The organism is Rhodococcus sp. 15-2388-1-1a, assembly GCF_002259145.1.
Classification (GTDB): domain Bacteria; phylum Actinomycetota; class Actinomycetes; order Mycobacteriales; family Mycobacteriaceae; genus Rhodococcoides.
The window spans coordinates 18,798-43,356 of record NZ_NPFP01000042.1; the positions used below are offsets into that span (position 1 = coordinate 18,798).

Annotated in this window: 24 protein-coding genes; 18 read left to right on the forward strand and 6 right to left on the reverse strand. The window is 65.0% G+C overall.

The genetic code is table 11. The annotated features are described in order from the left end of the window. Positions 1 to 8: 8 nt before the first annotated feature. The 4 genes from CH302_RS23090 (at position 9) to CH302_RS23100 (ending at position 2,334) form a co-directional block, all read left to right on the forward strand. Entirely contained in the window at positions 9 to 620 is a 612-nt protein-coding gene (locus CH302_RS23090; protein WP_082323467.1) for a TetR/AcrR family transcriptional regulator, read from the forward strand. A gap of 476 nt (positions 621 to 1,096) precedes the next feature. After that, positions 1,097 to 1,516 (forward strand): hypothetical protein, encoded by a 420-nt coding sequence (locus tag CH302_RS23095; RefSeq protein WP_141216709.1) that lies wholly within the window; start codon positions 1,097 to 1,099, stop codon positions 1,514 to 1,516. A gap of 133 nt (positions 1,517 to 1,649) precedes the next feature. Beyond that, entirely contained in the window at positions 1,650 to 1,784 is a 135-nt protein-coding gene (locus tag CH302_RS30710) for a hypothetical protein (RefSeq protein WP_255138846.1), read from the forward strand. 304 nt (positions 1,785 to 2,088) lie between these two features. Then, entirely contained in the window at positions 2,089 to 2,334 is a 246-nt protein-coding gene (locus tag CH302_RS23100) for a hypothetical protein (protein ID WP_037187347.1), read from the forward strand. Positions 2,335 to 2,386: 52 nt separating this feature from the next. Here the strand turns inward: CH302_RS23100 and CH302_RS23105 are convergent, their stop codons facing one another. Continuing rightward, positions 2,387 to 2,971 carry a TetR/AcrR family transcriptional regulator gene (locus tag CH302_RS23105; RefSeq protein WP_037187345.1) on the reverse strand — a complete coding sequence of 195 codons (585 nt, stop codon included), beginning with the start codon at positions 2,969 to 2,971 and terminating at the stop codon, positions 2,387 to 2,389. A gap of 111 nt (positions 2,972 to 3,082) precedes the next feature. Here CH302_RS23105 and CH302_RS23110 point away from each other — a divergent pair, with 111 nt between their 5' ends. Genes CH302_RS23110 through CH302_RS23125 form a run of 4 tightly spaced genes read left to right on the forward strand, consistent with a single transcriptional unit; the run spans position 3,083 to position 7,489 of the window. Beyond that, positions 3,083 to 3,997, forward strand: a complete 915-nt coding sequence (locus CH302_RS23110; protein WP_037187342.1) for a metal-dependent hydrolase — start codon at positions 3,083 to 3,085, stop codon at positions 3,995 to 3,997. Continuing rightward, on the forward strand, positions 3,994 to 5,112 hold the full coding sequence (locus CH302_RS23115) for a PDR/VanB family oxidoreductase (RefSeq protein WP_052047309.1): 1,119 nt from the start codon (positions 3,994 to 3,996) through the stop codon (positions 5,110 to 5,112). The genes CH302_RS23110 and CH302_RS23115 overlap by 4 nt, the downstream gene beginning before the upstream one ends. Positions 5,113 to 5,129: 17 nt before the next feature. Continuing rightward, positions 5,130 to 6,659, forward strand: coding sequence for a flavin-containing monooxygenase (locus CH302_RS23120; protein WP_037187340.1), 1,530 nt, complete (start codon positions 5,130 to 5,132; stop codon positions 6,657 to 6,659). Then, positions 6,656 to 7,489, forward strand: a complete 834-nt coding sequence (locus tag CH302_RS23125; RefSeq protein WP_037187337.1) for an SDR family NAD(P)-dependent oxidoreductase — start codon at positions 6,656 to 6,658, stop codon at positions 7,487 to 7,489. Before CH302_RS23120 ends, CH302_RS23125 begins: the two co-directional genes overlap by 4 nt. Before the next feature lie 23 nt (positions 7,490 to 7,512). On the opposite strand, the gene CH302_RS23130 is transcribed toward CH302_RS23125, so the two are convergent. Then, a complete protein-coding gene (locus tag CH302_RS23130; protein ID WP_037187334.1) occupies positions 7,513 to 8,166 on the reverse strand; it encodes a TetR/AcrR family transcriptional regulator in 654 nt (217 codons plus the stop codon). Positions 8,167 to 8,291: 125 nt separating this feature from the next. Between CH302_RS23130 and CH302_RS23135 the strand changes: the two genes are divergently transcribed. The 4 genes from CH302_RS23135 to CH302_RS23150 are packed head-to-tail and all read left to right on the forward strand — an operon-like array spanning position 8,292 to position 12,767. Then, complete coding sequence (locus CH302_RS23135; protein ID WP_037187331.1) at positions 8,292 to 9,425, forward strand: VOC family protein; 1,134 nt, start codon at positions 8,292 to 8,294, stop codon at positions 9,423 to 9,425. Beyond that, on the forward strand, positions 9,422 to 10,357 hold the full coding sequence (locus CH302_RS23140) for a fumarylacetoacetate hydrolase family protein (RefSeq protein ID WP_037187329.1): 936 nt from the start codon (positions 9,422 to 9,424) through the stop codon (positions 10,355 to 10,357). Before CH302_RS23135 ends, CH302_RS23140 begins: the two co-directional genes overlap by 4 nt. After that, positions 10,354 to 11,955 (forward strand): bifunctional 3-(3-hydroxy-phenyl)propionate/3-hydroxycinnamic acid hydroxylase MhpA, encoded by a 1,602-nt coding sequence (gene mhpA, locus CH302_RS23145; RefSeq protein ID WP_082323466.1) that lies wholly within the window; start codon positions 10,354 to 10,356, stop codon positions 11,953 to 11,955. Before CH302_RS23140 ends, mhpA begins: the two co-directional genes overlap by 4 nt. Next, positions 11,952 to 12,767: an SDR family oxidoreductase gene (locus tag CH302_RS23150; protein ID WP_037187326.1), complete on the forward strand. Its 816-nt coding sequence runs from the start codon at positions 11,952 to 11,954 to the stop codon at positions 12,765 to 12,767. The genes mhpA and CH302_RS23150 overlap by 4 nt, the downstream gene beginning before the upstream one ends. Here the strand turns inward: CH302_RS23150 and CH302_RS23155 are convergent. The 3 genes from CH302_RS23155 to CH302_RS23165 are packed head-to-tail and all read right to left on the reverse strand — an operon-like array spanning position 12,764 to position 16,458. Further along, a complete protein-coding gene (locus tag CH302_RS23155) occupies positions 12,764 to 13,864 on the reverse strand; it encodes an alpha/beta hydrolase family protein (protein ID WP_230596180.1) in 1,101 nt (366 codons plus the stop codon). The genes CH302_RS23150 and CH302_RS23155 overlap by 4 nt on opposite strands. Before the next feature lie 53 nt (positions 13,865 to 13,917). Then, positions 13,918 to 15,042 (reverse strand): HoxN/HupN/NixA family nickel/cobalt transporter, encoded by a 1,125-nt coding sequence (locus tag CH302_RS23160; protein ID WP_082323465.1) that lies wholly within the window; start codon positions 15,040 to 15,042, stop codon positions 13,918 to 13,920. A gap of 27 nt (positions 15,043 to 15,069) precedes the next feature. Next, positions 15,070 to 16,458 carry an MFS transporter gene (locus CH302_RS23165; protein WP_141216710.1) on the reverse strand — a complete coding sequence of 463 codons (1,389 nt, stop codon included), beginning with the start codon at positions 16,456 to 16,458 and terminating at the stop codon, positions 15,070 to 15,072. A 187-nt stretch (positions 16,459 to 16,645) separates the two neighbouring features. Here CH302_RS23165 and CH302_RS23170 point away from each other — a divergent pair, with 187 nt between their 5' ends. Then, positions 16,646 to 17,698, forward strand: coding sequence for a DUF3068 domain-containing protein (locus CH302_RS23170; RefSeq protein WP_052047308.1), 1,053 nt, complete (start codon positions 16,646 to 16,648; stop codon positions 17,696 to 17,698). An 18-nt stretch (positions 17,699 to 17,716) separates the two neighbouring features. Here CH302_RS23170 and CH302_RS23175 read toward each other — a convergent pair whose 3' ends face one another. After that, positions 17,717 to 18,337 (reverse strand): SACE_7040 family transcriptional regulator, encoded by a 621-nt coding sequence (locus CH302_RS23175; RefSeq protein ID WP_037187317.1) that lies wholly within the window; start codon positions 18,335 to 18,337, stop codon positions 17,717 to 17,719. Between the two features lie 114 nt (positions 18,338 to 18,451). Here CH302_RS23175 and CH302_RS23180 point away from each other — a divergent pair, with 114 nt between their 5' ends. Genes CH302_RS23180 through CH302_RS23200 form a run of 5 tightly spaced genes read left to right on the forward strand, consistent with a single transcriptional unit; the run spans position 18,452 to position 24,483 of the window. Next, the gene (locus CH302_RS23180) at positions 18,452 to 20,029 is read left to right on the forward strand and encodes a carboxyl transferase domain-containing protein (protein ID WP_037187314.1); all 1,578 of its coding nucleotides are present in this window, start codon (positions 18,452 to 18,454) and stop codon (positions 20,027 to 20,029) included. 5 nt (positions 20,030 to 20,034) lie between these two features. Continuing rightward, positions 20,035 to 22,029, forward strand: a complete 1,995-nt coding sequence (locus CH302_RS23185) for an acetyl/propionyl/methylcrotonyl-CoA carboxylase subunit alpha (RefSeq protein ID WP_037188768.1) — start codon at positions 20,035 to 20,037, stop codon at positions 22,027 to 22,029. Next, on the forward strand, positions 22,026 to 23,192 hold the full coding sequence (locus CH302_RS23190; RefSeq protein ID WP_037187312.1) for an acyl-CoA dehydrogenase family protein: 1,167 nt from the start codon (positions 22,026 to 22,028) through the stop codon (positions 23,190 to 23,192). Before CH302_RS23185 ends, CH302_RS23190 begins: the two co-directional genes overlap by 4 nt. Further along, a complete protein-coding gene (locus CH302_RS23195; RefSeq protein WP_037187309.1) occupies positions 23,189 to 23,674 on the forward strand; it encodes a MaoC family dehydratase in 486 nt (161 codons plus the stop codon). Before CH302_RS23190 ends, CH302_RS23195 begins: the two co-directional genes overlap by 4 nt. Next, positions 23,671 to 24,483, forward strand: coding sequence for an HpcH/HpaI aldolase/citrate lyase family protein (locus CH302_RS23200; RefSeq protein ID WP_037187306.1), 813 nt, complete (start codon positions 23,671 to 23,673; stop codon positions 24,481 to 24,483). Before CH302_RS23195 ends, CH302_RS23200 begins: the two co-directional genes overlap by 4 nt. Positions 24,484 to 24,559: the final 76 nt, after the last annotated feature.

Consider the following 24,559-nt stretch of genomic DNA (forward strand, 5'->3'; position numbering starts at 1 on the left):
TTGTATCGATGACCGAAGAGCGCCGAAAGACTCGATACGCACGTGGCCAGGAGCGCCGCGACGCGCTGGTCGACGCTGCCATCGGCGTGATCGGAACGCGTGGACTCGAACGTGTCTCGTTTCGGTCCGTGGCCGACGCCGCCGGCTTTCCGCCGTCGACCACCAGCTATTTCTTCGGCTCGGTCGGCGAACTCATCGACGCCGCGATCACTCGAATCGCCGAGAACGTGACAGCGAAAGTGACGGCTCTACTCGACGTCGCGCACACCGGCGGGCTCACTCGCGACGATCTCGCCGACGCGATCATGGACCTCGTCTCGCTGCTGTCCTCTCCCGAGGACGACGACTCCCTCGTCCAGTTCGAGGCATACCTCGCCGTGCGTAGACGACCCGAGCTGGCGGATTCGGTGCACCGAATCATGCGGATGATCGAGGAGGCAGCCGAGGCGGCTCTGGGGGCATTCGGTATCGCGGAACCACATCTACCGGCTCGGCATTTCCTGGCCCTGATCGACGGCTACACCCTGCACGAGATCGCCAGACCGACACCGGGTGGCAATCGAACGGCGTTGCGTGACGCACTGTTTCGGGTTCTCGACTCGTACGATCGGGCACCCTGATTCCAGTCCGCGTTGCTACGGATGAATGTCGAACACCAAAATCGCGACACGCTCGTCTACACAAGACATAAACCAGCTATTCCTGAGCTATCGACAGCTTCGACACGATGCGGGTACCTGGATCCAGCACGGAACACCCGACGGCACGACGGTCTCGGCATGGAGAGTGGCCCCGTGCCCATTCCGTGACCATGACCTCCATCACACCCGCTTTCCACGACGTTTACGCAGGTGAGCAGACCGATCGGCCCGCGTCGATGGCGGACGAACAGCCTCCCGTCCTCTGCCGCGATGCCGGCGGGCATCCACGGCGTCGACGCGAACGCGGGAATGGTGATGTAACGTCCGGTCACACCAGCATCAGTTACTATTCAGCTAACTACTTGAAGTCGGAGGGGACATCAGCGCTATCGATGTCCCGGTTTCACCTCACCGGCCTCCAACCTCCCATTCACGTACTCAGTCAGGAGAATCCCATGACCGATACCCACCGCGTCACCGCAAGCTCCGTCGCCTTCCGCCGCTTCCGGCCGGTTGCAGCCGGTGCCGTGATCGCAGCAGCCACGATCGCAGGAGTCGGTGCGCTCGGGGCCGGCACCGCCGGGGCGGCGACACCGATCGTCGACACCGACGCGGGTTATGCAGGAATCGTGCTCGACCGTGCCGAAACCCGACTCGCCGCCGAGACCAATGCCGGTGTGTTGATCAACCTCGCGCTCGGCGATTCCTGGACGGTCACCCTCCCCGACGATTCGATCTGGTACACCGGCGGATGGACACCGGTCACCGGAGATCAACTCTTCGACGAAGCCGCCGCCCGAAACGGTCAGGTCGCCCTCTACCTCACCGACCCCGCTCAGTATCAGAACCTGCTGTGGGTGATCTCCGGCTGGTGAATGCCGGACCGCGCAGACACTGCCGCCCAACAGAACCCGGCGCTGCACCCCGTCGTCGACGCCTCGCCGGTCGAACAGTCGGATTCGGTGCGTGCCCGCCGCGTTCATCGGTACTTCGGAAAGAGACAAACCCATGTACACCGTGCTCGTACCCGGCTTCATCGTGTCCGTGACCGTGCTCGCCCTTGCCATCCCCGCACTCATCGTTGTCGAGACACTCGACGCCATCGCGACCTGCCGACGCAGTGCACCCGCGCCGGCACGGTGAGTTTCCACGGCTCTCGGCTCGGGCCGGGGCATGCATCGATCGCAGCGATCAGGCAACCTTCCTTGCTCTTGAGCTGCGCCCGAGGTGCTCGATCCTGTTCGATGCGTCCGCCTCGAGGGTGCGCGCGGGAGCGGACCGCTGCCCCGCAGGTGTCGGCGGTCGACAGCCGACTCGATGCTCGGCGGCGTCGACCCGCTTGCGCGGCCTGCACCTCGGTCCGCGGGGCGGGCACGAATGCGTCACACACCGTTTCGGGCCGTGCTCCGTGCACGCGGACGCGGGTGCTGTCTGATTCAATACCGACATGACTGCAACACGAAGTAACACACAAATCAGTCACAAAGTTGGTGACACAGTCCGAATTCGACGCGACGCCGGTATCAGCGAAGGAAAGCTCGTCGAGGACTTCGCGGACTCACTGATGTCCGATGCGGATCTCGGGCGAGATTGGGCGCAACCACGCCGGTGGGCTGTCGCACTCGCTACGGGTGTGCTCGTATTCGTGGACGACAGCGATCTTCTCGAGGGCGACGCCGTCGATACACCGTGACATGGATGGCCGCGAATGAGCCGGAAGGTGCTCTGGGTGACTTCGCGTCGAATCAGGAGCCGCGGTGGCTATCGCCCACGAGCAACGGCACGATGTTGCGGTGCGCGAACGCGAGCAGATCGTCGTAGGTATCGAGCGGAGCGGCGGCCGACGGCGTCAACAGGATCGAATGAACTACGCGCACAACAATTTCCGGCGCATCCGGTACGGCAAACGTGTCGGATTCCAGTTCGCCCCTTGCGATGTGCGCGGCGGCGTTGATCGCGGGCGCGAGCAAGGCCGATGCATTCGTGGTCAATTGCTCGAGCACCAACGAACTTTCGGAATCGAACATCTTCAGCAGCACGGGGTTCGTCCGCACCGAGTCGATGGTCGTCGCGAATCCGTGCGCGGCCCGATCGGCTCGTGACGCCTGCTGCGAGGCAGCTGCCGCCACCGCCACGAACAGTCGCGACGACTCCCGCGCCATGACGGCCCGCACCAGGTCGTCCTTGGACCCGATCCGACGATAGACGGTCACTCGATTGATTCTGGCGCGCTTGGCGACGTCACCGATGGTGGTTCGAGGGATTCCGACCTCACCGAACAGCTCCAAGGCGGCATCGAGAATCGGCCCGTCGTCACCATCTGGATGCATCGTTCGATCCTATCGGTCGTCCGGCCAGTGTTATGCAACATTGCAACACAAGTTGTTGCTATGTAGCATCCGTGTCAGCAGCATCACCATCTCGGAGAAACGGAGTTGCGAATGTCTCGGAACAAGGCGGTCGACTCGAACGAGCAGTACACGGACGAGTCCTACGCGATAGTGGCGCGTGCGGTGACATTCGACTGGTCCGGCGTTCCACTCCAGTACATCCCCCACGGGTGGTACGCCACCCACTTCTGGAACGTGATGCACCTGGTCCTGCCCGAGGGAGAACGAGCGATGGCGGACGTGTTCGCCCAGGCGCTGCCGTTCATCGACGACCGTCGACTGCACGAGGAGGTCGTGGGATTCGTGGGCCAGGAAGCAACGCACGCGTCCTCCCACGAGAGCTTCCGCAACTACCTCGTCGCACACGGAGTGGACATCGAACCGATCCTGCAGCGCATTCGCTTCGCCGTGGGTGTGGTGTTCGGCGACCACGGCCTCACCGGCCGCGCCGGCAAAGCCTGGCTGGACGAACGCCTCGGAATTTATGCTGCAGCAGAGCATTTCACCGCCGTGGTAGGCGAGTGGCTGCTCGACAACACGGAATTCGACCGCATCGGCGTCGACCCCACGATGCTGGATCTGCTGCGCTGGCACGGCGCGGAAGAGCTCGAGCACCGCAACGTGGCATTCGACGCGTTCCAATACGTCGACGGTGGCGGATTCCGCCGTGCCCGAACGGCAGTCGTCGCCAGTGCCGGATTGGCCGTGCTGTGGTTCAGCACCGCCGCGTACCTGTACAAGAACTCGGTTGCCACGCCGCGCACCGGACGACGCCGAATGCGCACCCCCTGGCCCCTCGCCTTCGCACGCGCGTCACGCAAGAATCTCATTCCCGGTCTGTCGTTCCTGTTCGTACAGCTCGCCCTCTACATCCGTCCGGGCTTCCACCCCTCGAAGATGGGCGACATCGACAAAGCAGTGCAGTACCTCGCCATCTCCCCCGCAGCCCTGGCGGCCCAGCAATGACAGACACGACCGTGGTGACCACTCCCACCCACAGTCATCTGGGCGAGGTCACCGTGACCGCGCCCGGACTCGGACTGCGGGCCGTCGGTGCCGCGTCCCGCATCTACGCCAAACTCGTCACCGATTCGTCGATCGTGACGGCCCTGTCCCCCGCGCGGCCCCGGCGAAGCGTCGGATACGAATTCGAGACCGTCGTCGACGACACGATCGACGAGGCCGAGGACGTTCTCTCACTGTTGTTGTCTCGCAGAGACGGTGCACCGCTTCCGACGTGGCTGCCCGGAGCGCACATCGACGTCACCACCCCGTCCGGCTCGGTGCGGCAGTACTCGCTCGCCGGTCGCCCCGGCGCAGGTGATCGCTACCGCATCAGCGTCCGCAAGATCCCCGGCGGCACGGCGTCCACCGAGATTCACACCCTCACCCGCGGCGATGTCCTACGAGTTCGCGGACCCCGCAACGCCTTTCCGATGGCCGAGGCCGAGCACTACCTCTTCGTGGCAGCCGGAATCGGCATCACACCCATCCGGGCGATGATCGAACGCGCCGTTCAGGACGGGGCGCGGTGGACGCTGTACTACCACGGTCGGTCTCGGGCAAGTCTGCCGTTCGTCGCCGTGCTGCAGCAGTTGGCACTGACCTCGCGTGGCCAGGTGATCGTCAAGACCGACGATGTCGACGGATTTCCGATTCCGGCGGACATCGTCGATCTCGGGATGGGCAACTCCGCGATGTACGTCTGTGGGCCCGCGGCACTGTCGAGCAGGCTTCGCGCCGAGGCCCTCTCGAGTACCGCCGTTCGTGAGTTCCACACCGAATTGTTCGCGCCCGCACCGGTGGTCGACGGCACGCCGTTCGTCTTGCGGCTCGACCGTTCCGGCGAGACCGTCGAGGTCGGTGCCCAGGAGACCGCTCTCGACGCCCTCCGTCGGTCGAGGCCGGACCAGCCCTATTCCTGCCGCCAGGGCTTCTGCGGAGCGTGCGTGGTCGGTCTCGTCGGCGGACTCGTCGATCACCGCGACCGCGTTCTCGATGCCTCCGAACGCGAGAAGTCGCTCACCCTGTGCGTCTCGCGTGGTGCCGTCGACGGCGAAGTCGTCGTCCTCGATCTGTAGAAGGAGCTCGAACTCTCATGACTGCAACACAATCCGGCACGGTTATGCCGCAGATCGACGTCGCTATCATCGGCGCGGGTTTCGGCGGTCTCGGTGCCGCAATCCGACTCGAGCAGGAAGGACGCGGCGACTTTCTGATCTTCGAGCGCGACACCGCCGTCGGTGGAACGTGGCACGTGAACACCTATCCCGGTGCGCAGTGCGACATCCCGTCCGCGCTGTATTCGTTCTCGTTCGCACCCAACCCGGACTGGACGCGGTTGTACCCGCTGCAGCCCGAGATCGAGGCGTACCTCAACGACTGCACCGACAAGTTCGGAATCCGGGATCGCATCCGCTTCGGTCACGAGGTACTGGACGCAACCTGGAACGACGAGCAGGCCCGATGGGTGGTGCGGACGAGTGCAGGAACGTGGTCGGCGCGCATCCTCATCGGAGCTCTCGGTCCGTTCAGCGAGCCGGCCACGCCCGAGATCGACGGCCTGGAATCGTTCTCGGGCAGTGTGTTCCACTCGGCGAAGTGGAACCACGAGCACTCCGCCGAGGGGCGACGCATCGCCGTCATCGGCACCGGAGCATCTGCGGTGCAGTTCGTTCCGCGTCTGGCCCCCGAGGCCGCACACCTGACGCTGTTCCAGCGGACACCGACATGGATTCTTCCGCACCCCGACCGGCCGATCTCCGAATCCGGCAGATCCGTGCTCAGGAAGTACCCCCTGGCCCAGCGCGCCATGCGCCGCGTGTTCGATCTGTTCCAGGAAGCGTTGGTCCCCGGACTCATCGGCCATCGCTCGTTGCTGGCACCGCTCACGGCCATGGGACGTGCCCACCTGCGTCGCCAGGTGAAGGATCCTGTTCTTCGCGAGAAACTCACGCCCGGTTACGAATTCGGTTGCAAGCGACCTACCTTCTCGAACAAGTTCTATCCCGCACTGTGCCGAGAGAACGTCACCGTGGAGACCACCGGCATCGCTCGGATCGTGCCCGAGGGCATCGTCACCACCGACGGGACCGTGCACGAGGTGGACGCGATCGTCCTCGGGACGGGATTCACCGTCTCGGGCCACACCGGCTTCAGGCGCATCGTCGGCCGCGACGGAAAGTCGTTGGCAGACAGGTGGCCCGACGGCGAGATGTCGTCGTACCGGGGTACCACGGTGCACGGCTTCCCGAACTTCTTCATGCTGCTCGGCCCCAACTCGGTGGTGTACACCTCACAGGTGGTCACCATCGAGGCGCAGGTGAACTACATTCTCGCGGCGTTGCGCGCCATGGACTCCAACGCGATCACCGCGCTCGAAGTGAGCATGCGTGCGCAGTCGACGTTCGCCGAACACACCGACCGCAAGCTCGCGGGTTCGGTGTGGAACTCGGGCGGGTGCAAAAGCTACTACCTGAGCCCGTCGGGCCGAAACGTGACGTACTGGCCCGGGTCGGTGCGTGACTTCACTCAGCGGATGGCCACGATCGAACTCGGCCACTACCACTGGCGCAGTGCAGATGTGCGTCCCGATACCGAACTCGTGACGTCCGAGGACCTTGCATGAAGAACCGTATGGAACTGGCCGGAAAAGTGGCGTTGGTGACCGGTGGAGCGCGTGGAATCGGAGCCGCAACGGTCGCGGAATTGGTATCCGCCGGAGCCTCGGTGGCAGTGGTGGATCGAGACTTTCCGCCGGACGCCGCGAGTTCCGAACGGATCCTGCTGCTCACCGGCGACGTCACCGATCCCGACGCGATGGCCGACTGCGTCGCCGCGACGGTGAGCACGTTGGGCGGTCTCGACATCGTGATCGCCAACGCGGGCATCACGCCACCGCCCGCCACCATCAGGACCGTCGACCGCGCGGTCTTCGACTCGGTGATGGCCGTGAACTTCGGCGGTGTGCTCAACATCGTGCGGGCTGCGGCCGACGAGATCGTCGCGAGCGGTGGCCACATTCTGCTGGTGTCGTCGTGCGCGGCATTCACTCCCGGCATGGGCGGGTCTGCCTACATGGTGAGCAAGGCGGCGGTCGAACAGCTCGGCCGCGCGCTGAGAATCGAACTCGCCGCCGTGGGCGCAACGGCGGGTCTCGCGTACTTCGGTGTGGTGGATACCGATCTGGCCCGCAACACCCTCGACAGCGATCCGATGGGCCGGCGGATCGGCGGATTCCTGCCGTGGCCGCTGAACCGGCGTCTGCCCTCGCAGCGCGCCGCGGAGTTGCTCGTGCACTCGGTCCGCACGCGTCGGGCCCGCCTCATCGCGCCGTCCACCTGGACGCCGTACTTCTGGTTCCGCGGAGTTCTCAACCCGATTCTGGAACGCAGACTCGTGAAGGACCGCGCGATCGCCGAGATCATCCGGGATCTGGAGAAGACACACGCCCGCTGAGTCTCGCCTGCCTGCGCTGACTGCTAGTCGCTGTCGCCGTCCACGCTCGGTACGTCACTCATGGGCGGTAGCGATCGCGCGCACAGGTCCTGTGCATCGGTGTCGGATACTCCGAGAGCGAGCAGAACGCCGTAGGCCATCCGGTCGACGGACTCGACGTCGCTGCGCTCGGGCTGCTCGAGCAGTAGCTGCCCCATGCCCAGCAGTGCGCCCGCGACCAACGCCAGCGCCAGCTGGATGTCCGGGACTTGGAAGTAACCGGCAACGACTCCGGCCTCGATGTCTCGCGCGGCGCGCGGGCCGAGGCCGTGTTGTGAGGTGATCAGTTCCGGACCGGAATGGATGAGCACGCGGCTCAGTTCCGGCTGCAGCCGGAACAGACGGCCTGCGATTCGGAAGGACCGGGTGAAGGCTTCCGCCGGGTCGGCCGAGCTGTCGGTCAGCGAATCGAGATAGGTGCCCAGCAGTTCCAGGGCACCGTCGACTGCGGCCTGGAACAGCTGCTCGCGGCTGACGAAGTGGTTGTAGAAGGACCCCATCCCGACGTCGGCAGCCTGGGTGATCTCCGCGATCGGAGCATTCAGTTCGCCGCGAGCGATGAATCCTTGCGCAGCCGCGATCAGCGCGCCGCGCGTGCGCGCTTTACGCCGCTCTAGCCGATTCGGGGTCTCTGTCATGTTCCCTACTTCTGTCTGCGCTGGTCGACGCCCTGACCCTTCCTCACCGCTGACGAATTTGTCAACACTCTTGACTGACGCCACACTCATAGGTGACGATATTGTCACCAACGAGGGAGGGCTTCATGGGACACGACGTCGACGGCCACAAGGACATGCACGTGGACCAAGGCGCACTCCCCGGCGAGCACCCCGGTCGCGCGAAAGATCCGATCATCAAGGTTCGAGACATCGCCTGGCTGGAGTTTCGCAAGCCGGATCTGATCAAAGCCGAGGCATTCGCCGTCGCGTTCGGTTTCACCGTCTCGCTTCGCACTCCGGAGGAGATCCATCTGCGCGGCACTCAGGTCGGCGCGCCGTGCGTGATCATCCGCCGCGGTAAGCGAACACGCTTCGTGGGCGCAGCCTTCGCCGCCGCAGACGATGCCGACCTCGTGACATTGGCCGAGGCCACCGGGCAGCGGGTCCAGCGCCTACCCGACACACTCGGCGGTGCCGCGGTCACTCTCACCGACCCGGGCGGGCAACCCGTCCAGGTGGTGTCCGGGTACACCGACCATCCCGAACTTCCCGGCCAGGAAGCGCACACCTACAACTTCGGTGAACCCCGCTACCGGCTCAACGCGACGCAACGGCCACCGCGTCAGCCCGCCCGAGTCCAGCGCCTGGGACACGTGGTGCTCCAACGCACCGGCTACCTCGAGAACCTGGACTGGTACCTGCATCACCTCGGCCTGATCGTCAGCGACTTCCTCTACTACGACGGTCAGCGTGATCGCGGTCCCGTGATGAGTTTCATCCGCTGCGATCGTGGCAATACTGCGTCCGATCATCACACTCTCGCAATGACTCTCGGTCCGTCCAACCGGTACGTGCACTCCGCCTACCAGGTGTCGGATCTCGATGCGATAGCCGCGGGCGGGGAGTACCTCACCCAACGCGGGTACCGGCATTCGTGGGGTATCGGCAGGCACATCCAGGGCAGCCAGATCTTCGACTACTGGCGTGATCCCGACGGTTTCCTGGTGGAACATTTCAGCGACGGCGACATGTTCGACAACTCCCTCGAACCCGGCTGGGCTCCGATGACCGCGTCCGGTTTGGCCCAGTGGGGGCCGCCCGCGTCGAAGGACTTCCTCGGAATCGCCCCCAGCAGAGCGTCATTGCACGAACTGAAATCGATCTTCTCCTCACTGCGCAACGACAACGAGTTCGACACCGATCGCCTTCGCGGCCTGATGAAAGTGGCATCCTCATGAGCATCGCTGTACTCCGCACCGCCGACGCCTGGTGGGTCGAAACCCCCGCGGGCGCGTCACGCATCGACACCTCGGCGGTGAGCACCGCCGAGCTCCTCGCCGATCGGCCTGCCATCGAATCCGCGCGCAGCGCAACCGATGTCGTTGCCGTGGAGACACTGTCGTTGATCTCGCCGGTGACGGCTCCCTGCCGCGTCATGGCGAACATGACCAACTACGTCTCTCACGTCAAGGACTCGGGAATGAACCCCGAGACGGTTCCGCTGACGTTCTTTCGCAAGACCTCCGGTTCCATCAGCGGACCCACCGACGACGTCATCAAGCCGCCGCACGTGAAGCTGCTCGACTACGAGATCGAGATCGGACTCGTGTTCGGCAAGACGCTCACCGTCGGAACCAAGGTCGACGCCTCCAACGTGGCCGAGTACGTCGCCGGCCTCGTGCTCACCAACGACGTCTCTGCCCGCGACGTCCAGTTGCCGAAGACTCAGTTCTACGAGGGCAAGTCGTATCCCACCTTCACTCCGGTCGGGCCGCGCCTGGTCCTTCTGGAGGCCGGTGAGTTCGACCGGTTCGGCGAACTCGCCCTCACCCTGCGGGTCAACGGCTCTGTGCGACAGGACAGTACGGTCGCCGACATGATCTACCGCCCGGTCGAGTCACTCAAGGCCCTGAGCAAGTTCCAGCGGATCGACGCAGGCGACCTGCTGCTCACCGGCACTCCCGGCGGCACCGCATTGAAGGCCCCCGCCAAGCCGATCGAGATGATCGGATCGCTGGTTCCGCCGTCGGTCAAGTGGAAGGTCTTCTTCAAGAAGCAGGCCAAGAATCCCGCGTTCCTGAAAGACGGCGACGTCCTCGAACTGACCTGCTCGACTCCCGACGGAGCCCTCGATCTGGGGGTCCAGCGCACCCGGGTCTCCTACCGATGACCGGTACCGAGTCCGACGGCACGCACTTTCCAGTGGTGATCGTCGGAGCCGGTCCGACGGGCATGACCGCCGCGTTGCTGCTGGGCCGGTACGGCGTGCCGTGCCTCGTGCTGGACAGGTGGGAGGACGTCTACCCGCAGCCGCGGGCAGTCCACCTCGACGACGAGGTGTACCGCATTCTCGGTGATCTGGGCCTGGCCGAGGACTTCGCGGCCATCTCCCGGCCCGGTCGCGGACTGAGGTTGTGCACCAGGGACATTCGAACCCTGGCCGAGTTCGAGCGCGATCCCGACGATCGACCGCACGGCTACCCGCAGGCCAACATGTTCGATCAACCCGAACTCGAGCGTCTGATGCGTTCTCACATCGCGCGTTACGACTCCGTGCAGATGCGTGGCGGATGCGAGATCACCGATGTGCAGAACCTGACGGATTCGGTTCGGGTCCGGTACGACTCGACCGAGGACGGGACGCCACATTGGGTGACCGCCGACTACGTCCTCGGTTGCGACGGGGCCAACAGTGTGGTGCGCAGATCCATCGGTTCGAAAATGGAGGATCTCGGTTTCGAGCAGCGATGGTTGGTCGTGGATATCGAGACCGACGTCGATCTCGGGCAGTGGGATGGCGTGCACCAGGTGTGCGATTCCGAGCGATCGGCGACGTACATGCGCATCGGCCCCACCCGCTACCGCTGGGAGTTCCGGATGCTCGACGGCGAGACCCTCGACGAGTTCACCGATCTCTCGGCCATCCACCCTTTCATCGCACCGTGGTTCGTTTCCGGCGAGATCCCGGACATGAAGCTGATTCGCAGCGCGGAGTACACCTTTCGTGCACAGGTGGTGGACCGGTGGCGTGATCGCCGGGTCTTCCTGCTCGGCGATTCCGCGCATCTGACGCCGCCCTTCATCGGGCAGGGCATGGGCGCAGGGCTCCGAGATGCGCGCAATCTGATCTGGAAGATCGTCGGCGTGCTCGACGGGCATCTGAAGGAGACCTCGCTCGAGAGCTACGAGACAGAACGAAAGACGCACGCCAAGCAGATGATCGAATTGGCGGTCGCGATCGGATGGGCCATGACCGGCGGCAGCCGGCTCACCGGAATCATGCGCACGAACATCGCACCCGCCCTCGGCTACCTACCGTTCGTCGGCGAGAAGGTCACCGCCAGCACCACCCCGTCACTCGCTCGATCGCAGTACGTGCTGCGTTCGCCCGTCCCGGTTCGCACACTGGCCGGAAAGCTGTGCCCCAACAGTCCGTTGGACAGCGGGGCTCGTCTGGACGACCTCGCGCCGGGCCGGTTCCTGTTCGTCTCGTCGACACCCCTGGCCATCGGGCACCGTCGAGAGATCGAACGCCGCGGAGCCGTCGTCGTCGAGGTGGCGGCGTCGTCGGAGCTGGGGGTCTGGCTGCGCCGCGGACACGCTGTTGCCGCCATCGTGCGACCGGACCGCACGGTCATGGCGTCGGGCACCTCGGTGCCCTCCCTGCACACCAAAGTACCGACCACAGCTTTTCGCAGGACAGAATGCCCGGCACCCGCAGTGACGAAGCCGGCACCTACCCGCACCGTGAACAAGAGGCGTAGATGAACACTGCAATAGTCACCGGAGCGACGTCGGGAATCGGCGAGGCCGTCGCCGAGGTTCTGATCGCTCGCGGCTACCACGTCATCGGAACGAGCCGCGACAGCTCGTCGGTGGCCGACCCGATACCCGGTGTCGAATACCGCGACCTGGACCTGACGGACCCATCATCGATCCGCGGGTTCGTGGACGGCATCGCCGAGACCTCGGTGGATGTGCTGATCAACAACGCAGGCGAAAGCCAGTGCGGCCCACTCGAAGAGCTGCCCATCGAGGCGATCACCCGGCTCTTCCAGCTCAACGTCTTCGGAGCGATCGAGTTGACCCAGGCCGTGCTGCCGGGCATGCGAGATCGTGGCAGCGGAAAGATCGTCAACATCGGGTCGATGCTCGCGAGCTTTCCGCTGGCCTACCGTTCGTCGTATGCCGCCACCAAGGCTGCGATCAAGGGGTTTTCCACCGCCGCGCGCTACGAGCTCAAGCCCTACGGAATCGACATCACCACAGTCGAACCCGGCTCCATCGCCACCGGGCTCTCGGCCCGTCGGACCAAGTACTGCGGCCCGCATTCACCGTACCTCCGCGACTTCACCACGGTGATCTCGCAGCTCGACGCCAAAGAGGCCGAAGGCATCACGGCCGAGACCGTGGCCCTCACGGTTCTCAGAGCCGTCGAGGACAAGAAGACGCTGCCCATCTACGCGGTCGGCAGCAATGCCCCTGCGGTGTTCTTCGCCCAGCGATTGCTGCCGCGCACGGTACTCGAACTGTTCACGGCCCGCGCCTACGGACTGCCCAGCAAGCGACCGGTGAACTAGCGAAACAGGTTCGCCACGAACGGAATCGTATCGGCCTGCGACTGGACGAAGGCTCCACTGTGGTCGGTGTTGTAGGCCCTGAACGTCACCGGCTGACCGTCGGCCGTCAGACTGGCGACGTAGGCGGCGGTGGTCGGGAACGGAACGTCGATGTCCTGCAGTCCGTTTCCCATGAAGAAGGGCTTGTCGAAGCCGGTTTCGGGCATCGCCATGTAGTCGTCGAGAACGGCGGTGAAATTCGGCAGGCCGGTCAGTGGCGCGGTGAAGAAGTCGCCGATCGTCACGCCGTCGAGTTGCGCCTCGAAGTCCGATACGCAGCTCGTCTCGGCCAGGTCTGCGTACTTCTTCCCGAGCGGGGTCAGGATGTCGTCCAGCCCGAGCTCGGGATGCGCGTAACGCAGCGACGCACCGATGTACGCGACATAGGCGGTCAGGCCCGACGGTAGTTCCACCGGCGGAACGCCCGGTCCACCGATCGAGACCAACTTTTCGATGTACGCGGGAGTTCCGGTACCCACCGCCCCGCGGTAGTCGAGATCGGGGCCGCCGAATTCGGTTGCGTAACGGGCGGTGTAGATCGCTGCGCCACCGCCCTGGGATTGGCCGACGGCCACCCAGGATCGCGAGAGGTCCTCGCTGTGGTTGCGGCCCGCCTTGACCATGTCCACCACGTTGTGGGCCGTGGTTCGACCGTCGAGATACGCCGGTAATCCGGGCGTTCCGAGGCCGGCATAGTCGCTGGCGACGATGGCATAGCCCTGCGCGAGCCAGTTCGCCAGGTACGGCAGATCTCGCTCGGCGTAGGACGGACCGATCAGCGACGGCGCGCATGCGTCGCCGAGCCCGGATGTGCCGTGAGCCCACGAGATCACCGGCCAACCACCCTCCGGCGCAGTTCCCGGCGGCAGGAAGACGGTGCCGGTGCTCAGAGCCTTCTCACCGAAGGTGTCGGTGGTGACGTAGGTGAGCACCTCGGCCGAGGCAGCGCCGGGAATCCAGAGGTCTCGGTCCAGATCGCGAGTCGAGACGACGTCACCGATCTCCTGAGTGATAGCCGGTGCAGCGGAAGCGGGTACGGCCAGCAGCGCCGTCACCATGCTCGACGCGAGCGCCGCGGCAATCGAGAGGGCACCGATCCGACGCCGAGAGGTCACTGGTTCTCCATTCCATTCGAGTGTGCGAAGCCGCCGCGTTCGTCGATGCGCGCCACCTTGTAATACACGACCGCTCCGATCCACACGACGAAGAACGTGCCGACGACGAGTTGGCCGGCCAAGTTCAGATCGATGACGGCCAACGCGTCCCACAACCCGCCGGTCAGCTCGAACTGTTCGGCGAGCAGGGTCAACAGCTGCACTGTGCCGATCACCAGTGCCACGAACACGGACAGTCCCGTCATCGTCATGTTGTAGTAGATCTTGCGCACCGGCGTCACGAATGCCCAGCCGTACGCCTTGGACATGAAGATGCCGTCGATGGTGTCCATGGTGGTCATGCCCGCGGCGAACAGAACCGGCAGCGCGATGATCGCCATCGGCGGAAGTCCGCCTGCCATGGCCGTCGTGCCTGCGACCGCAAGCAGACCGACCTGAGTGGCGGTATCGAACCCAAGCCCGAACAGCAGACCCAGCGGGTACATCTGCCACGAATGGTTGATCAGCTTGTCGTAGCGACCTCGGAACAGTCGATTCATCAGCCCACGCTTGGCCAGCAACTCGTCGAGGCCGGCTTCGGTGAACTCACCTCGTTTCGCGCGTCGCCAGACTCCGACGATTCCCGCGAGCACTGCGATGTTCAACGCCGCGATGAGATACAGGAACGTTCCGGACACCAGCGTGCCGATGATGCCGCCGACTCCGGCGAATGCGTCCTGGAACGCCGTCGCCCGCGACGCGACGAACGCGATGGCGGCGACGAAGACGAACACGACGGTCGAATGACCGAGCGAGAAGAAGAGGCCGACGGCCAACGGCCGCTTGCCCTTCTGCAGCAGAAAGCGGGTGGTGTCGTCGATGGCGGCGATGTGATCGGCGTCGAACGCATGCCTGAGCCCGAGGGTGTACGCCAACACGCCTGCTCCGGCGTAGACCAGCGTGCCGTCGGCTCCGGTGAGGTTGTGGATGCTCGGAATGGAGTTGTAATGGGTGAACAGACCCCACCCGACCACGTGCAGAGCGGCGACGAAGCCGGCCATCGCCAGCAGTCGAGGAACCTCGTCGAGAGTGAATCGACTCTGCCGTCGGCCGAGCTCGACACGCGAGAGTTGGGTCGTCATGGAGACATTGTGGCCGATGACATCGAATTACTCTTCCCGCGCAGCCGCTGCCAGGACGCGCATCGAATCGCGTTCCACGGACCAGTAGGCCAGAAGAGCGAACACTCCCCCGACGGCCAGCAGCGGAAGAAGCGGAATCAGGCCGACGGTGAGTGAATCCGCCGCGTCGGACACCACACCGACCAGAAGCGGCCCGACGGCACCGCCCGCCGTCGCGGCGATCTGCAGCATGCCGAATCCCAGGCCCCGATCGCGTGCCGGGACGACGTCGGCGACGCAGGCGGTGAGAGTGGGAAGGGCGAAGGCCGAGAAGAAGGCGAACACGGTGAGGAGAACGACGAACATCAGCGTGGAGTTCATACCGAGCGCAATCGACATGAACACACTTCCCACCAGAATTCCGCTACCGCCCAGCAGTACTCGCCATTGCGCGAGGCTGGTGCCGACCACGGCACGACGGGTTGCCATCGCCGCGACGAGCGTGCCGAGGACGATTCCGAGCAGCGTCATCCCTCCGCCCGCCGTCGCGGCAGCCGATTCGGACAGGCCGTACCGACGTTGCAGCAGACTCGGTAGCCAGAAGGTCAGACCACCGATCGACAGACTCATAACCGTCAGAGCCGCGCCGGTGAACCACAGCGTTCGGATGGGAAGTAGCCGGCGGAGCTGGGTGGCAAGCGGTCCGGACGGCGTGTGAGCCTGCAGGCTCGAGTCTGCACGGGCCGCCAACCTGTCTGCGTATCCGCGCTCGGGTTCCTTCAGACGTGAGACGAGCACTGCGACAAGCAGTCCGGGGATCGTCATGACCATGAACGCCCCGCGCCAGCCCAGCCAGTCCGCCAGCACACCACCCAGGACAATGCCCGCTCCGCCCAAGTACGCCGAGGTTCGCCACCAACCGAATGCCGTAGATCGTGTTGCGGGCGGGTAGAAGTCGGCAAGAAGACTCGCACTCGCCGGGTTGTCCACTGCCTCCGCCGCGGCAAGACCGACCCGTACGAGGTAGAAGATCAGGAAGGTGGGCGCAAGCGCGGAACCCAACGTCGCCAGAGACCACAGTACGACGACCCAGGTCACGATCCTGCCGCGATCGTGACGGTCGGCGAGGTATGCAGCCGGTATCGCCAGGACGCCCGCGGCGATAGCGGACGCACTGGGCAGCGATCCCGCCACCGCGTCGCCGAAACCCCATTCGGCTTGCAGCTGAGGAAGAACGGCGGCCACGAGGCTGAATTCGATACGGTCCACGAAGGCGACGAGAACCAACACGATCGCCGGTCCCCAGCCGAACGGAAGGACTGCAGAACCGGGCCCGGTTCGCAAGGTCCCGATGGTTCGCCAACGGCTGCCGCGATCGACCACCGTGCCTCGATCGATACCGGTCGCCATGCGTCGTCCACCTCGATTCAGCGTCACGGGAAGGCTCCACTCCCGGGCCACCTCGTACCCCAGTCTGTACCTTTCGAGAAAATCTCAACATCGGTTGATGTCTCTGTGATTTCCGGCGAACATGCTGACAGGTCACAACGCAGAAGCGGACATTCGGGGCTGCCGTCACGGCAGGATGAGATGGCCGGAAACGAAATGAGTTGGGACGGTGTTTATGTCACGGGCGAGAATCGCGATGTGCGTGCTCGCGGGTCTGGGATCCTTCGCGATCGTCGTTGCGCTACTTCTGCCCACCCTCGTATACGACCGTCTGGCGGTGACTCCCCTCGACATCGCCACCACCACGGTGGCCACCACGGCAGAAGGTGCGGGCGGCGAGGTCCTCGACGCGAGGACGATCACCGGACCCGGACCCCTGTCCATCGCGACAGATGTTCCCCTCGTTCTTCAGCGGTACATCACCGTGGAGGATCCCTCCGACGCAGACCGCGTCACCTTCCAGGTCGGAGCCACGGTGCGACGCGCCGACCGCGACGGGGATGCGGGCCTGCTGACCGCCTCGGTGGATCGAGTGACGAGTGACCGGCGCACCGGCCTGCCCGTCGAGCCCACCGGATCCCTGCAGACCACCGTCGACTCGCCTGCTGTTCCTCTGCCGCGCATGGGGTTACAGCATCGCTTCCCCTTCGATACCCAGCCGATCACGTACACGGTCTACGACGCGACGGCGTGGACGAGCTTCGAGGCGAACTTCGTCGAGGAGCTCACCATGGAGGGGCTGCCGATCTATCACTTCCGATCGATCGTGACCGAAGCCGACCTCTCGACCACAACACAGTCGCCGATCAACTCGGTGACCCTCCCGGCATCGAAATGGGGACTGGGCGACGGGGACGAGCCGATCACGATGAAGCGCTGGTACTCGAACGTTCGCGACATCTACGTCGAGCCCTCGAGTGGGAGCCTGGTGTGGGGACAGGAAACGCCGTACCAGTACTTCGCGAGAGATCCGAAGATCCCCGAGGTCACCATATTCAGGGCGTCACTCGCTCTGGACGAGACGGGTCGGCTGGAGCAGGTGGCCTCGGCACGCGACGCCGCGAACAAGTTGGCCTGGTTGACTTCTCGCGGACCACTCCTGGGATACTCGGTCGGCGGAGCCTGCCTCGTCGGTGCCGTCGCCGCCGGAGTGATCGGATCTCGTCGCGCGCGTTCACCCGAGCCCACTCGCCGACATGCAGACGAAGACGAGCGCGCGTCGGTATAGGTGACCTGGGGTCGACTCTCAGGTCACTGCTGCACGACTCGGAGCAATCCCCAACGCCCCGAGCACCATTGCCCGCAACACGGGACGAGCGTTCTTCGACGGAGTACGCCCCGCACTGTTGGGCGTGGAGTTGATGAGGCCGAAGACCGCGTGTGCCGTGGTTCGAGCGTCGGACTCGTTCAGTTCCGGGCCGACGGCGCAGAGCACCCCGACCCACAGTTCCACGTACTCGCGCTGCATTCGGCGCACCTTGCGTCGAGCACCCTCGGGAAGGCTCTGCAGGTCGCGATCCTGGATCTTGATGAATGCCGGTGTGTCGAAGGCAAAATCGAGATGGAACTCGACCAACGCAGACAACGTATCCACGGCCGCCCCGCCACGATCGACCACCGCACGGCCACCGTCGAGCAGATACTCCGAGATTCCGACCATCAGCTCGACGAGCACTGCCTCCTTGTTCGGGAAGTGTCGGTAGACGGCCGGTCCGCTGACGCCGACTGCCGCGCCCAGGTCCTCGAGTCGCACCGAGGTGAAGCCGCGCTCGGCGAACAGTGATGCGGCAGCATCGAGCAACTGCTGTCGACGCTCGGCCTTGCGCTGCTCGCGCACCGTCGTCGGCCTTGCCTCCAACTCCTGCACTGGCTCCCCCTCGACCCTGGACTCTCAGTTAATCGTAGTTTACTATGATGTCAGTTATCAACCATTAACTGAACTCCTGTGACACCGGCGTCCAACCCCTAAGGCGTGCACCTCATGGCAATCGACATTGCTGCCAACCGGGCAGATCACGAGCGTCTCACCGGCGAGCTGGCCGAACGGCTCGCCGCGGCGGCGCTCGGCGGTAGCGAAAAATCCCGGGAACGCCACATCGCACGAGGCAAACTCCTCCCCCGCGACCGCGTCGACGAGCTACTCGATCCCGGCAGCCCGTTCTTGGAGATCGCACCACTGGCCGCGAACGGTCTCTACGACGACGAGTGCCCCGGCGCAGGAGTGATCGCCGGCATCGGGCGCGTCTCCGGTCGCGAATGCGTCATCGTCGCCAACGACGCCACCGTCAAGGGCGGCACGTACTACCCGATGACGGTGAAGAAGCATCTGCGCGCGCAGGAGATCGCACTACAGAACACCCTGCCGTGCATCTATCTCGTCGACTCGGGCGGCGCGTTTCTCCCGCGTCAGGACGAGGTCTTTCCCGACCGCGACCACTTCGGCCGCATCTTCTTCAATCAGGCGACCATGAGCGCCAGGGGAATTGCGCAGATCGCCGCCGTCATGGGCTCGTGCACCGCAGGCGGTGCCTACGTGCCGGCGATGAGCGACGAGGCGATCATCGTCAAGAACCAGGGCACCATCTTCCTCGGCGGCCCGCCGCTGGTGAAGGCCGCGACCGGCGAGGTGGTCACCGCAGAAGAACTCGGCGGCGGTGATCTGCACTCCAAGATCTCCGGCGTCACCGATCATCTCGCCGAGGACGATCGAGATGCACTGCACCGCGTCCGCCGCATCGTCTCCACCCTCGGGCCCCGGACACCACGGCCATGGGACGTCGTCACGACGCGCGCACCCGTAGCCGACCAGACCGAGCTCTACGATGTCGTCCCCACCGACCCCCGCACTCCGTACGACGTGCGTGAGGTGATCGGCCGCGTCGTCGACGCGGGCGAATTCGACGATTTCAAAGCCGAATACGGCAAGACGCTCGTCACCGGATTCGCCCACATCCACGGTCATCCTGTCGGAATCGTCGCCAACAACGGTGTGCTGTTCGCCGAATCTGCCATGAAGGGCGCGCATTTCATCGAACTGTGCGACAAGCGCAGCGTTCCGCTCGTCTTCCTGCAGAACATCTCCGGGTTCATGGTCGGCCGCGATTACGAGGCAGGCGGCATCGCCAAACACGGCGCGAAGATGGTGACGGCCGTGGCATGTGCCCGTGTCCCGAAGATCACCGTCGTCATCGGCGGCTCGTACGGCGCAGGCAACTACTCGATGTGCGGCAGAGCGTATTCGCCGCGCTTTCTGTTCATGTGGCCCAACGCGCGAATCTCGGTGATGGGCGGTGAGCAGGCGGCGTCGGTGCTCGCGACCGTGCGCAGCGAACAACTCGACGCTGCCGGTCAGCCGTGGAGCGACGAGGACCAGGAATCGTTCAAGTCGCCGATTCGCGAGCAGTACGAAAGTCAGGGCAACCCTTACTATTCGACGGCCCGCCTGTGGGACGACGGCATCATCGACCCGGCCGATACCAGGCAGGTTCTCGGACTGGCCCTCGCGGCGTGCGCCAATGCGCCGCTCGAGCCGGTCTCCTACGGCGTTTTCAGGATGTGACGGACATGACCACGATAGACACCATTCTGATCGCCAACCGCGGCGAGATCGCTGTGCGGGTGGCACGAACGCTGCGCCGCATGGGGATTCGCACCGTTGCCGTCTACAGTGACGCCGATGCCGACGCCCGCCACGTCCACGAGGCCGACACCGCGGTACGGCTCGGCCCTGCGAACGCTCGCGAGAGCTACCTCGACATCGCCAAGGTGATCGCGGCCGCGAAAGCCACAGGAGCGCAGGGAATTCATCCCGGTTACGGATTCCTGTCCGAGAACTCCGAGTTCGCATCCGCCTGTGCCGAAGCCGGAATCGCCTTCCTCGGGCCACCGGCGAAGGCCATCGAAGTGATGGGCGACAAGATCGCCGCGAAGGCCGCGGTCAGCGCCTTCGGCGTCCCGGTCGTGCCCGGCATCTCGCGCCCAGGACTGTCCGACGAGGACCTCATCGCAGGTGCGCCGGACGTCGGATTCCCGGTGCTGGTCAAGCCCTCGGCCGGTGGCGGCGGCAAGGGTATGCGTCTGGTCGAGCGCGCCGAGGATCTACCCGCCGCGTTGACCAGCGCACGTCGGGAAGCGGCGTCGTCGTTCGGAGACGACACCCTCTTCCTCGAGCGATTCGTGTTGCGGCCCCGGCACATCGAGGTACAGATCCTCGCCGACGGACACGGCAATGTCATCCACCTCGGCGAACGCGAGTGCAGCCTGCAGCGCAGGCACCAGAAGGTCATCGAGGAGGCACCCTCGCCCTTGCTCGACGCCGCAACCCGGGCACGAATCGGCGAGGCCGCCTGCAACACTGCCCGCAGTGTCGACTACTCCGGCGCCGGCACCGTCGAGTTCATCGTCTCGGCCGAGCGCCCCGACGAGTTCTTCTTCATGGAGATGAACACTCGCCTCCAGGTCGAGCACCCGGTCACCGAGATGGTCACCGGCCTCGACCTCGTCGAATGGCAGGTCCGGGTGGCATCGGGTGAGCCCCTGACTCTCGTCCAGGACGACATCACGCTCACCGGACATGCGATCGAGGCCCGCGTCTACGCCGAGGATCCCGGCCGCGGATTTCTCCCCACCGGCGGTGCCGTCGTCGGATTGCGCGAGCCTTCTGCGCCGGGGATTCGCGTCGACTCCGGGCTTGCCGTCGGAACGGAGGTGGGCAGCAACTACGACCCCATGCTCTCGAAGGTCATCGCGCACGGGCCCGATCGCGCGACCGCACTGCGCAGTCTCGATCGTGCCCTGGCCGACACCGCGGTACTCGGAGTGGTCACCAACATCGAGTTCGCACGGTTCCTGCTCGCCGACAACGATGTTCGTGCAGGCAATCTCGACACCGGCCTGCTCGACCGCCGTGTCGAGGATTTCGTGGCAGCCGAGGCGACCGACGAGGCGCTGATCGCCGCCACCGCAGTGCAGTGGCTCGACGCGTGGCAGGCCGCGGGACAGGACATCTGGGCAGCACCATCGGGTTGGCGAGTCGGCGCGAAAGCTCCGTTCCATCGTCGCCTCGCGTCCGGCGGTCGGACGGCGCATGTGGCCATCACCGGTACAGCGAGCACGGCAACGGTCGTCGTCGACGAGGGATCGCCGCGCACCCTCCGGGCTACGGCCACCGAGGATTCCGTGGATCTGGTGATCGACGGTCTCCGAGAATCGATGACCTTCGCCCGAAACGGCTCGGCCACCTGGATTTCCAGTGCTCGCGGCACCTGGCGCATCGATCGGATTGCCGAGGCGAGCGTCCGCGAGGACGATGCCCATTCCGGTGACGCCGAGATCCTCTCGCCGATGCCGGGCTCGATCATCGCGATCGGAACCACAACCGGCAGCGCCGTCACCGCGGGCACGGCCATCGTCGTCGTCGAGGCGATGAAGATGGAACACACCCTGACCACCCCTATCGACGGCACAGTCGAACTGACTGTCGCAGTGGGGGATCAGGTCCGCGTCGATCAGATCCTCGCCCGAATCGTTCCCACACCCACCGAAGAGGACCAGCCATGACCGATCACCTGTCGTCGTCGAATCTGCCCGACGAATACCAGCAACTGGTCAAATCCGTTGCCGACTTCACCAGGACGGTCGTCGCACCGGTCTCGGCGAAACACGATGCCGAGCATTCCTTTCCGTACGAGGTAGTCGCAGGCATGGCCGAGATGGGCCTGTTCGGCCTGCCGTTTCCCGAGGAGTTCGGCGGCATGGGCGGCGACTACTTCGCGCTGTGCCTGGCGCTCGAGGAGCTCGGCAAGGTCGATCAGAGTGTTGCCATGACTCTCGAGGCCGGCGTCTCACTCGGTGCCATGCCGGTGTACCGCTTCGGCAACGACGCACAGAAGCAGCAGTGGCTGCCCAAACTCACCGCAGGCAAGGCCCTGGCCGCGTTCGGTCTGACCGAGCCCGGTGCCGGCAGCGACGCGGGCGGCACCAAGACCACCGCCAGACGCGACGGTGGCGACTGGATCATCAACGGCAGCAAGCAGTTCATCACCAACTCCGGCACCGACATCACCGAGCTCGTCACCGTCACCGCGGTGACAGGGGTCGACGAAGCGACCGGACGCAAGCAGATCTCCTCGATCCTCGTCCCCACCGACACCCCGGGATTCGTCGCAGAGGCTGCCTACAACAAGGTCGGCTGGAACGCGTCGGACACACACCCGCTCAGCTTCACCGATGTGCGCGTGCCGCAAGAGAATCTGCTCGGCGAGGAAGGCCGCGGGTATGCGAACTTCCTGCACATCCTCGACGAGGGCCGGATCGCGATCGCGGCGGTGTCGGTCGGTGCGGCGCAGGGCTGCGTGGACGAGAGCGTGAAGTACGCCAAGGAGCGCGAGGCCTTCGGTGCTCCGATCGCCCGCAATCAGGCGATCTCGTTCAAGATCGCCCGCATGGAGGCCCGCGCACACACCGCTCGAACCGCGTACTACGACGCCGCGGCATTGATGCTGGCGGGCAAGCCGTTCAAGAAGGCCGCGTCGATCGCCAAGCTCGTCGCCTCCGAGGCCGCAATGGACAACGCGCGCGATGCGACGCAGATCCACGGCGGATACGGCTTCATGAACGAGTACGTCGTCGCTCGCCACTACCGGGACAGCAAAATCCTCGAAATCGGTGAGGGCACAACCGAGGTTCAGTTGATGCTGATCGCCCGGAGCCTCGGACTGTGAGCGACAAACGAATTCGCCAACGCGGCCTGTGGTTCGAGGAGATGGAACTCGGCACCGTGTACGAGCACCGACCCGGCCGCACCATCACCGAGGCCGACAACACGCTGTTCACCACGCAGACGATGAACACCCAGGCCCTGCACCTCGACGCGGCCTACAGCGAGACAACACCTTTCGGGCAGCGACTGGTGAACTCCATGTTCACCGTGTCCACGCTCGTCGGACTGTCGGTGACGCAGTTGACCCAGGGCACCATCGTGGCGAACCTGGGCTTCTCGGAGGTGTCGTTTCCCAAACCGCTGTTCCACGGCGACACCCTCTACGCCGAGACCGTGATCTCGGACAAGCGCGAATCGAAGTCTCGCCCCGGCGAGGGCATCGTGACGTTCACGCACACCGGTCGAAATCAGCACGGGGACGTCGTCGCGATCGCCGTCCGCAAGACACTCGTCCGGATGCAACCACCGGAGGAGGCGTCGTGAACTGGGTTCCGCCGGGACCGGCGTGGCTGTTCTGCCCGGCAGACCGACCCGAGCGTTACGACAAGGCCGCAGCACGAGCGGATGTGGTCATTCTCGATCTCGAGGATGCCGTCGGCGCTGCCGACAAAGCGGGCGCTCGTGAGTCCGTGGCCGCTACCCCGCTGGACCCGGCGCGCACCATCGTCCGAGTCAACGCGCACGGCACCGACGATCAGGCCGCGGACCTCGCGGCGTTGCAGCAGACCGAGTACACCACCGTGATGCTGCCCAAATGTGAATCGGCAGAACAGATTGCGGCTCTTGCTCCGTTGAATGTCGTCGCGCTGATCGAGTCCCCGCTGGGCGCGATGACGGTGTTCGACGCCCTCGCCGCCGACAACGCCATCGGTGCAATGTGGGGTGCCGAGGATCTGGTGGCCGCCATGGGTGGCAACTCGAGCAGGCTCTCCAACGGGCAGTATCGTGCTGTGGCGCAGCACGTTCGGTCGCAGACCTTGCTCGCAGCCAAGGCACGCGGGGTGTTCGCGCTCGATTCGGTGTTCCTCGACATCCCCGATCTCGACGGTGTCCGTGCGGAAGCCGACGATGCCGTGGCCGTCGGCTTCGATGGAAAGGTGGCCATTCACCCCAGCCACATCCCTGTCATTCGCGAGGCCTATGCACCGACTGCCGAGGAAATCGACTGGGCCATCGCCGTGCTCGACGCCGTCTCACACAATCGCGGTGTCTTCGCCTTCCGTGGCCAGATGGTCGATGCCCCGGTGCTCGCGCATGCTCGGCGCATCGTCGCGCGCAGTTCCCCCTCCTAGCCGCCAGTACTTGCACGCGCCGTTAATTGCCAGCGCGGTATGGTGGGTGGTCACGAGTACAGGTATCGAGAGGCAC

Coding starts and splice junctions, on each gene's coding strand:
- CH302_RS23180 (WP_037187314.1), top strand. CDS start 18,452: ATGGCAATCGACATTGCTGCCAACCGGGCAGATCACGAGCGTCTCACC.
- CH302_RS23115 (WP_052047309.1), top strand. CDS start 3,994: ATGACAGACACGACCGTGGTGACCACTCCCACCCACAGTCATCTGGGC.
- CH302_RS23120 (WP_037187340.1), top strand. CDS start 5,130: ATGACTGCAACACAATCCGGCACGGTTATGCCGCAGATCGACGTCGCT.
- CH302_RS23130 (WP_037187334.1), bottom strand. CDS start 8,166: ATGACAGAGACCCCGAATCGGCTAGAGCGGCGTAAAGCGCGCACGCGC.
- CH302_RS23105 (WP_037187345.1), bottom strand. CDS start 2,971: ATGCATCCAGATGGTGACGACGGGCCGATTCTCGATGCCGCCTTGGAG.
- CH302_RS23160 (WP_082323465.1), bottom strand. CDS start 15,042: ATGACGACCCAACTCTCGCGTGTCGAGCTCGGCCGACGGCAGAGTCGA.
- CH302_RS23170 (WP_052047308.1), top strand. CDS start 16,646: ATGTCACGGGCGAGAATCGCGATGTGCGTGCTCGCGGGTCTGGGATCC.
- CH302_RS23140 (WP_037187329.1), top strand. CDS start 9,422: ATGAGCATCGCTGTACTCCGCACCGCCGACGCCTGGTGGGTCGAAACC.
- CH302_RS23185 (WP_037188768.1), top strand. CDS start 20,035: ATGACCACGATAGACACCATTCTGATCGCCAACCGCGGCGAGATCGCT.
- CH302_RS23125 (WP_037187337.1), top strand. CDS start 6,656: ATGAAGAACCGTATGGAACTGGCCGGAAAAGTGGCGTTGGTGACCGGT.
- CH302_RS23110 (WP_037187342.1), top strand. CDS start 3,083: ATGTCTCGGAACAAGGCGGTCGACTCGAACGAGCAGTACACGGACGAG.
- CH302_RS23135 (WP_037187331.1), top strand. CDS start 8,292: ATGGGACACGACGTCGACGGCCACAAGGACATGCACGTGGACCAAGGC.
- mhpA (WP_082323466.1), top strand. CDS start 10,354: ATGACCGGTACCGAGTCCGACGGCACGCACTTTCCAGTGGTGATCGTC.
- CH302_RS30710 (WP_255138846.1), top strand. CDS start 1,650: ATGTACACCGTGCTCGTACCCGGCTTCATCGTGTCCGTGACCGTGCTC.
- CH302_RS23095 (WP_141216709.1), top strand. CDS start 1,097: ATGACCGATACCCACCGCGTCACCGCAAGCTCCGTCGCCTTCCGCCGC.
- CH302_RS23090 (WP_082323467.1), top strand. CDS start 9: ATGACCGAAGAGCGCCGAAAGACTCGATACGCACGTGGCCAGGAGCGC.
- CH302_RS23190 (WP_037187312.1), top strand. CDS start 22,026: ATGACCGATCACCTGTCGTCGTCGAATCTGCCCGACGAATACCAGCAA.
- CH302_RS23100 (WP_037187347.1), top strand. CDS start 2,089: ATGACTGCAACACGAAGTAACACACAAATCAGTCACAAAGTTGGTGAC.
- CH302_RS23150 (WP_037187326.1), top strand. CDS start 11,952: ATGAACACTGCAATAGTCACCGGAGCGACGTCGGGAATCGGCGAGGCC.
- CH302_RS23155 (WP_230596180.1), bottom strand. CDS start 13,864: ATGGTGACGGCGCTGCTGGCCGTACCCGCTTCCGCTGCACCGGCTATC.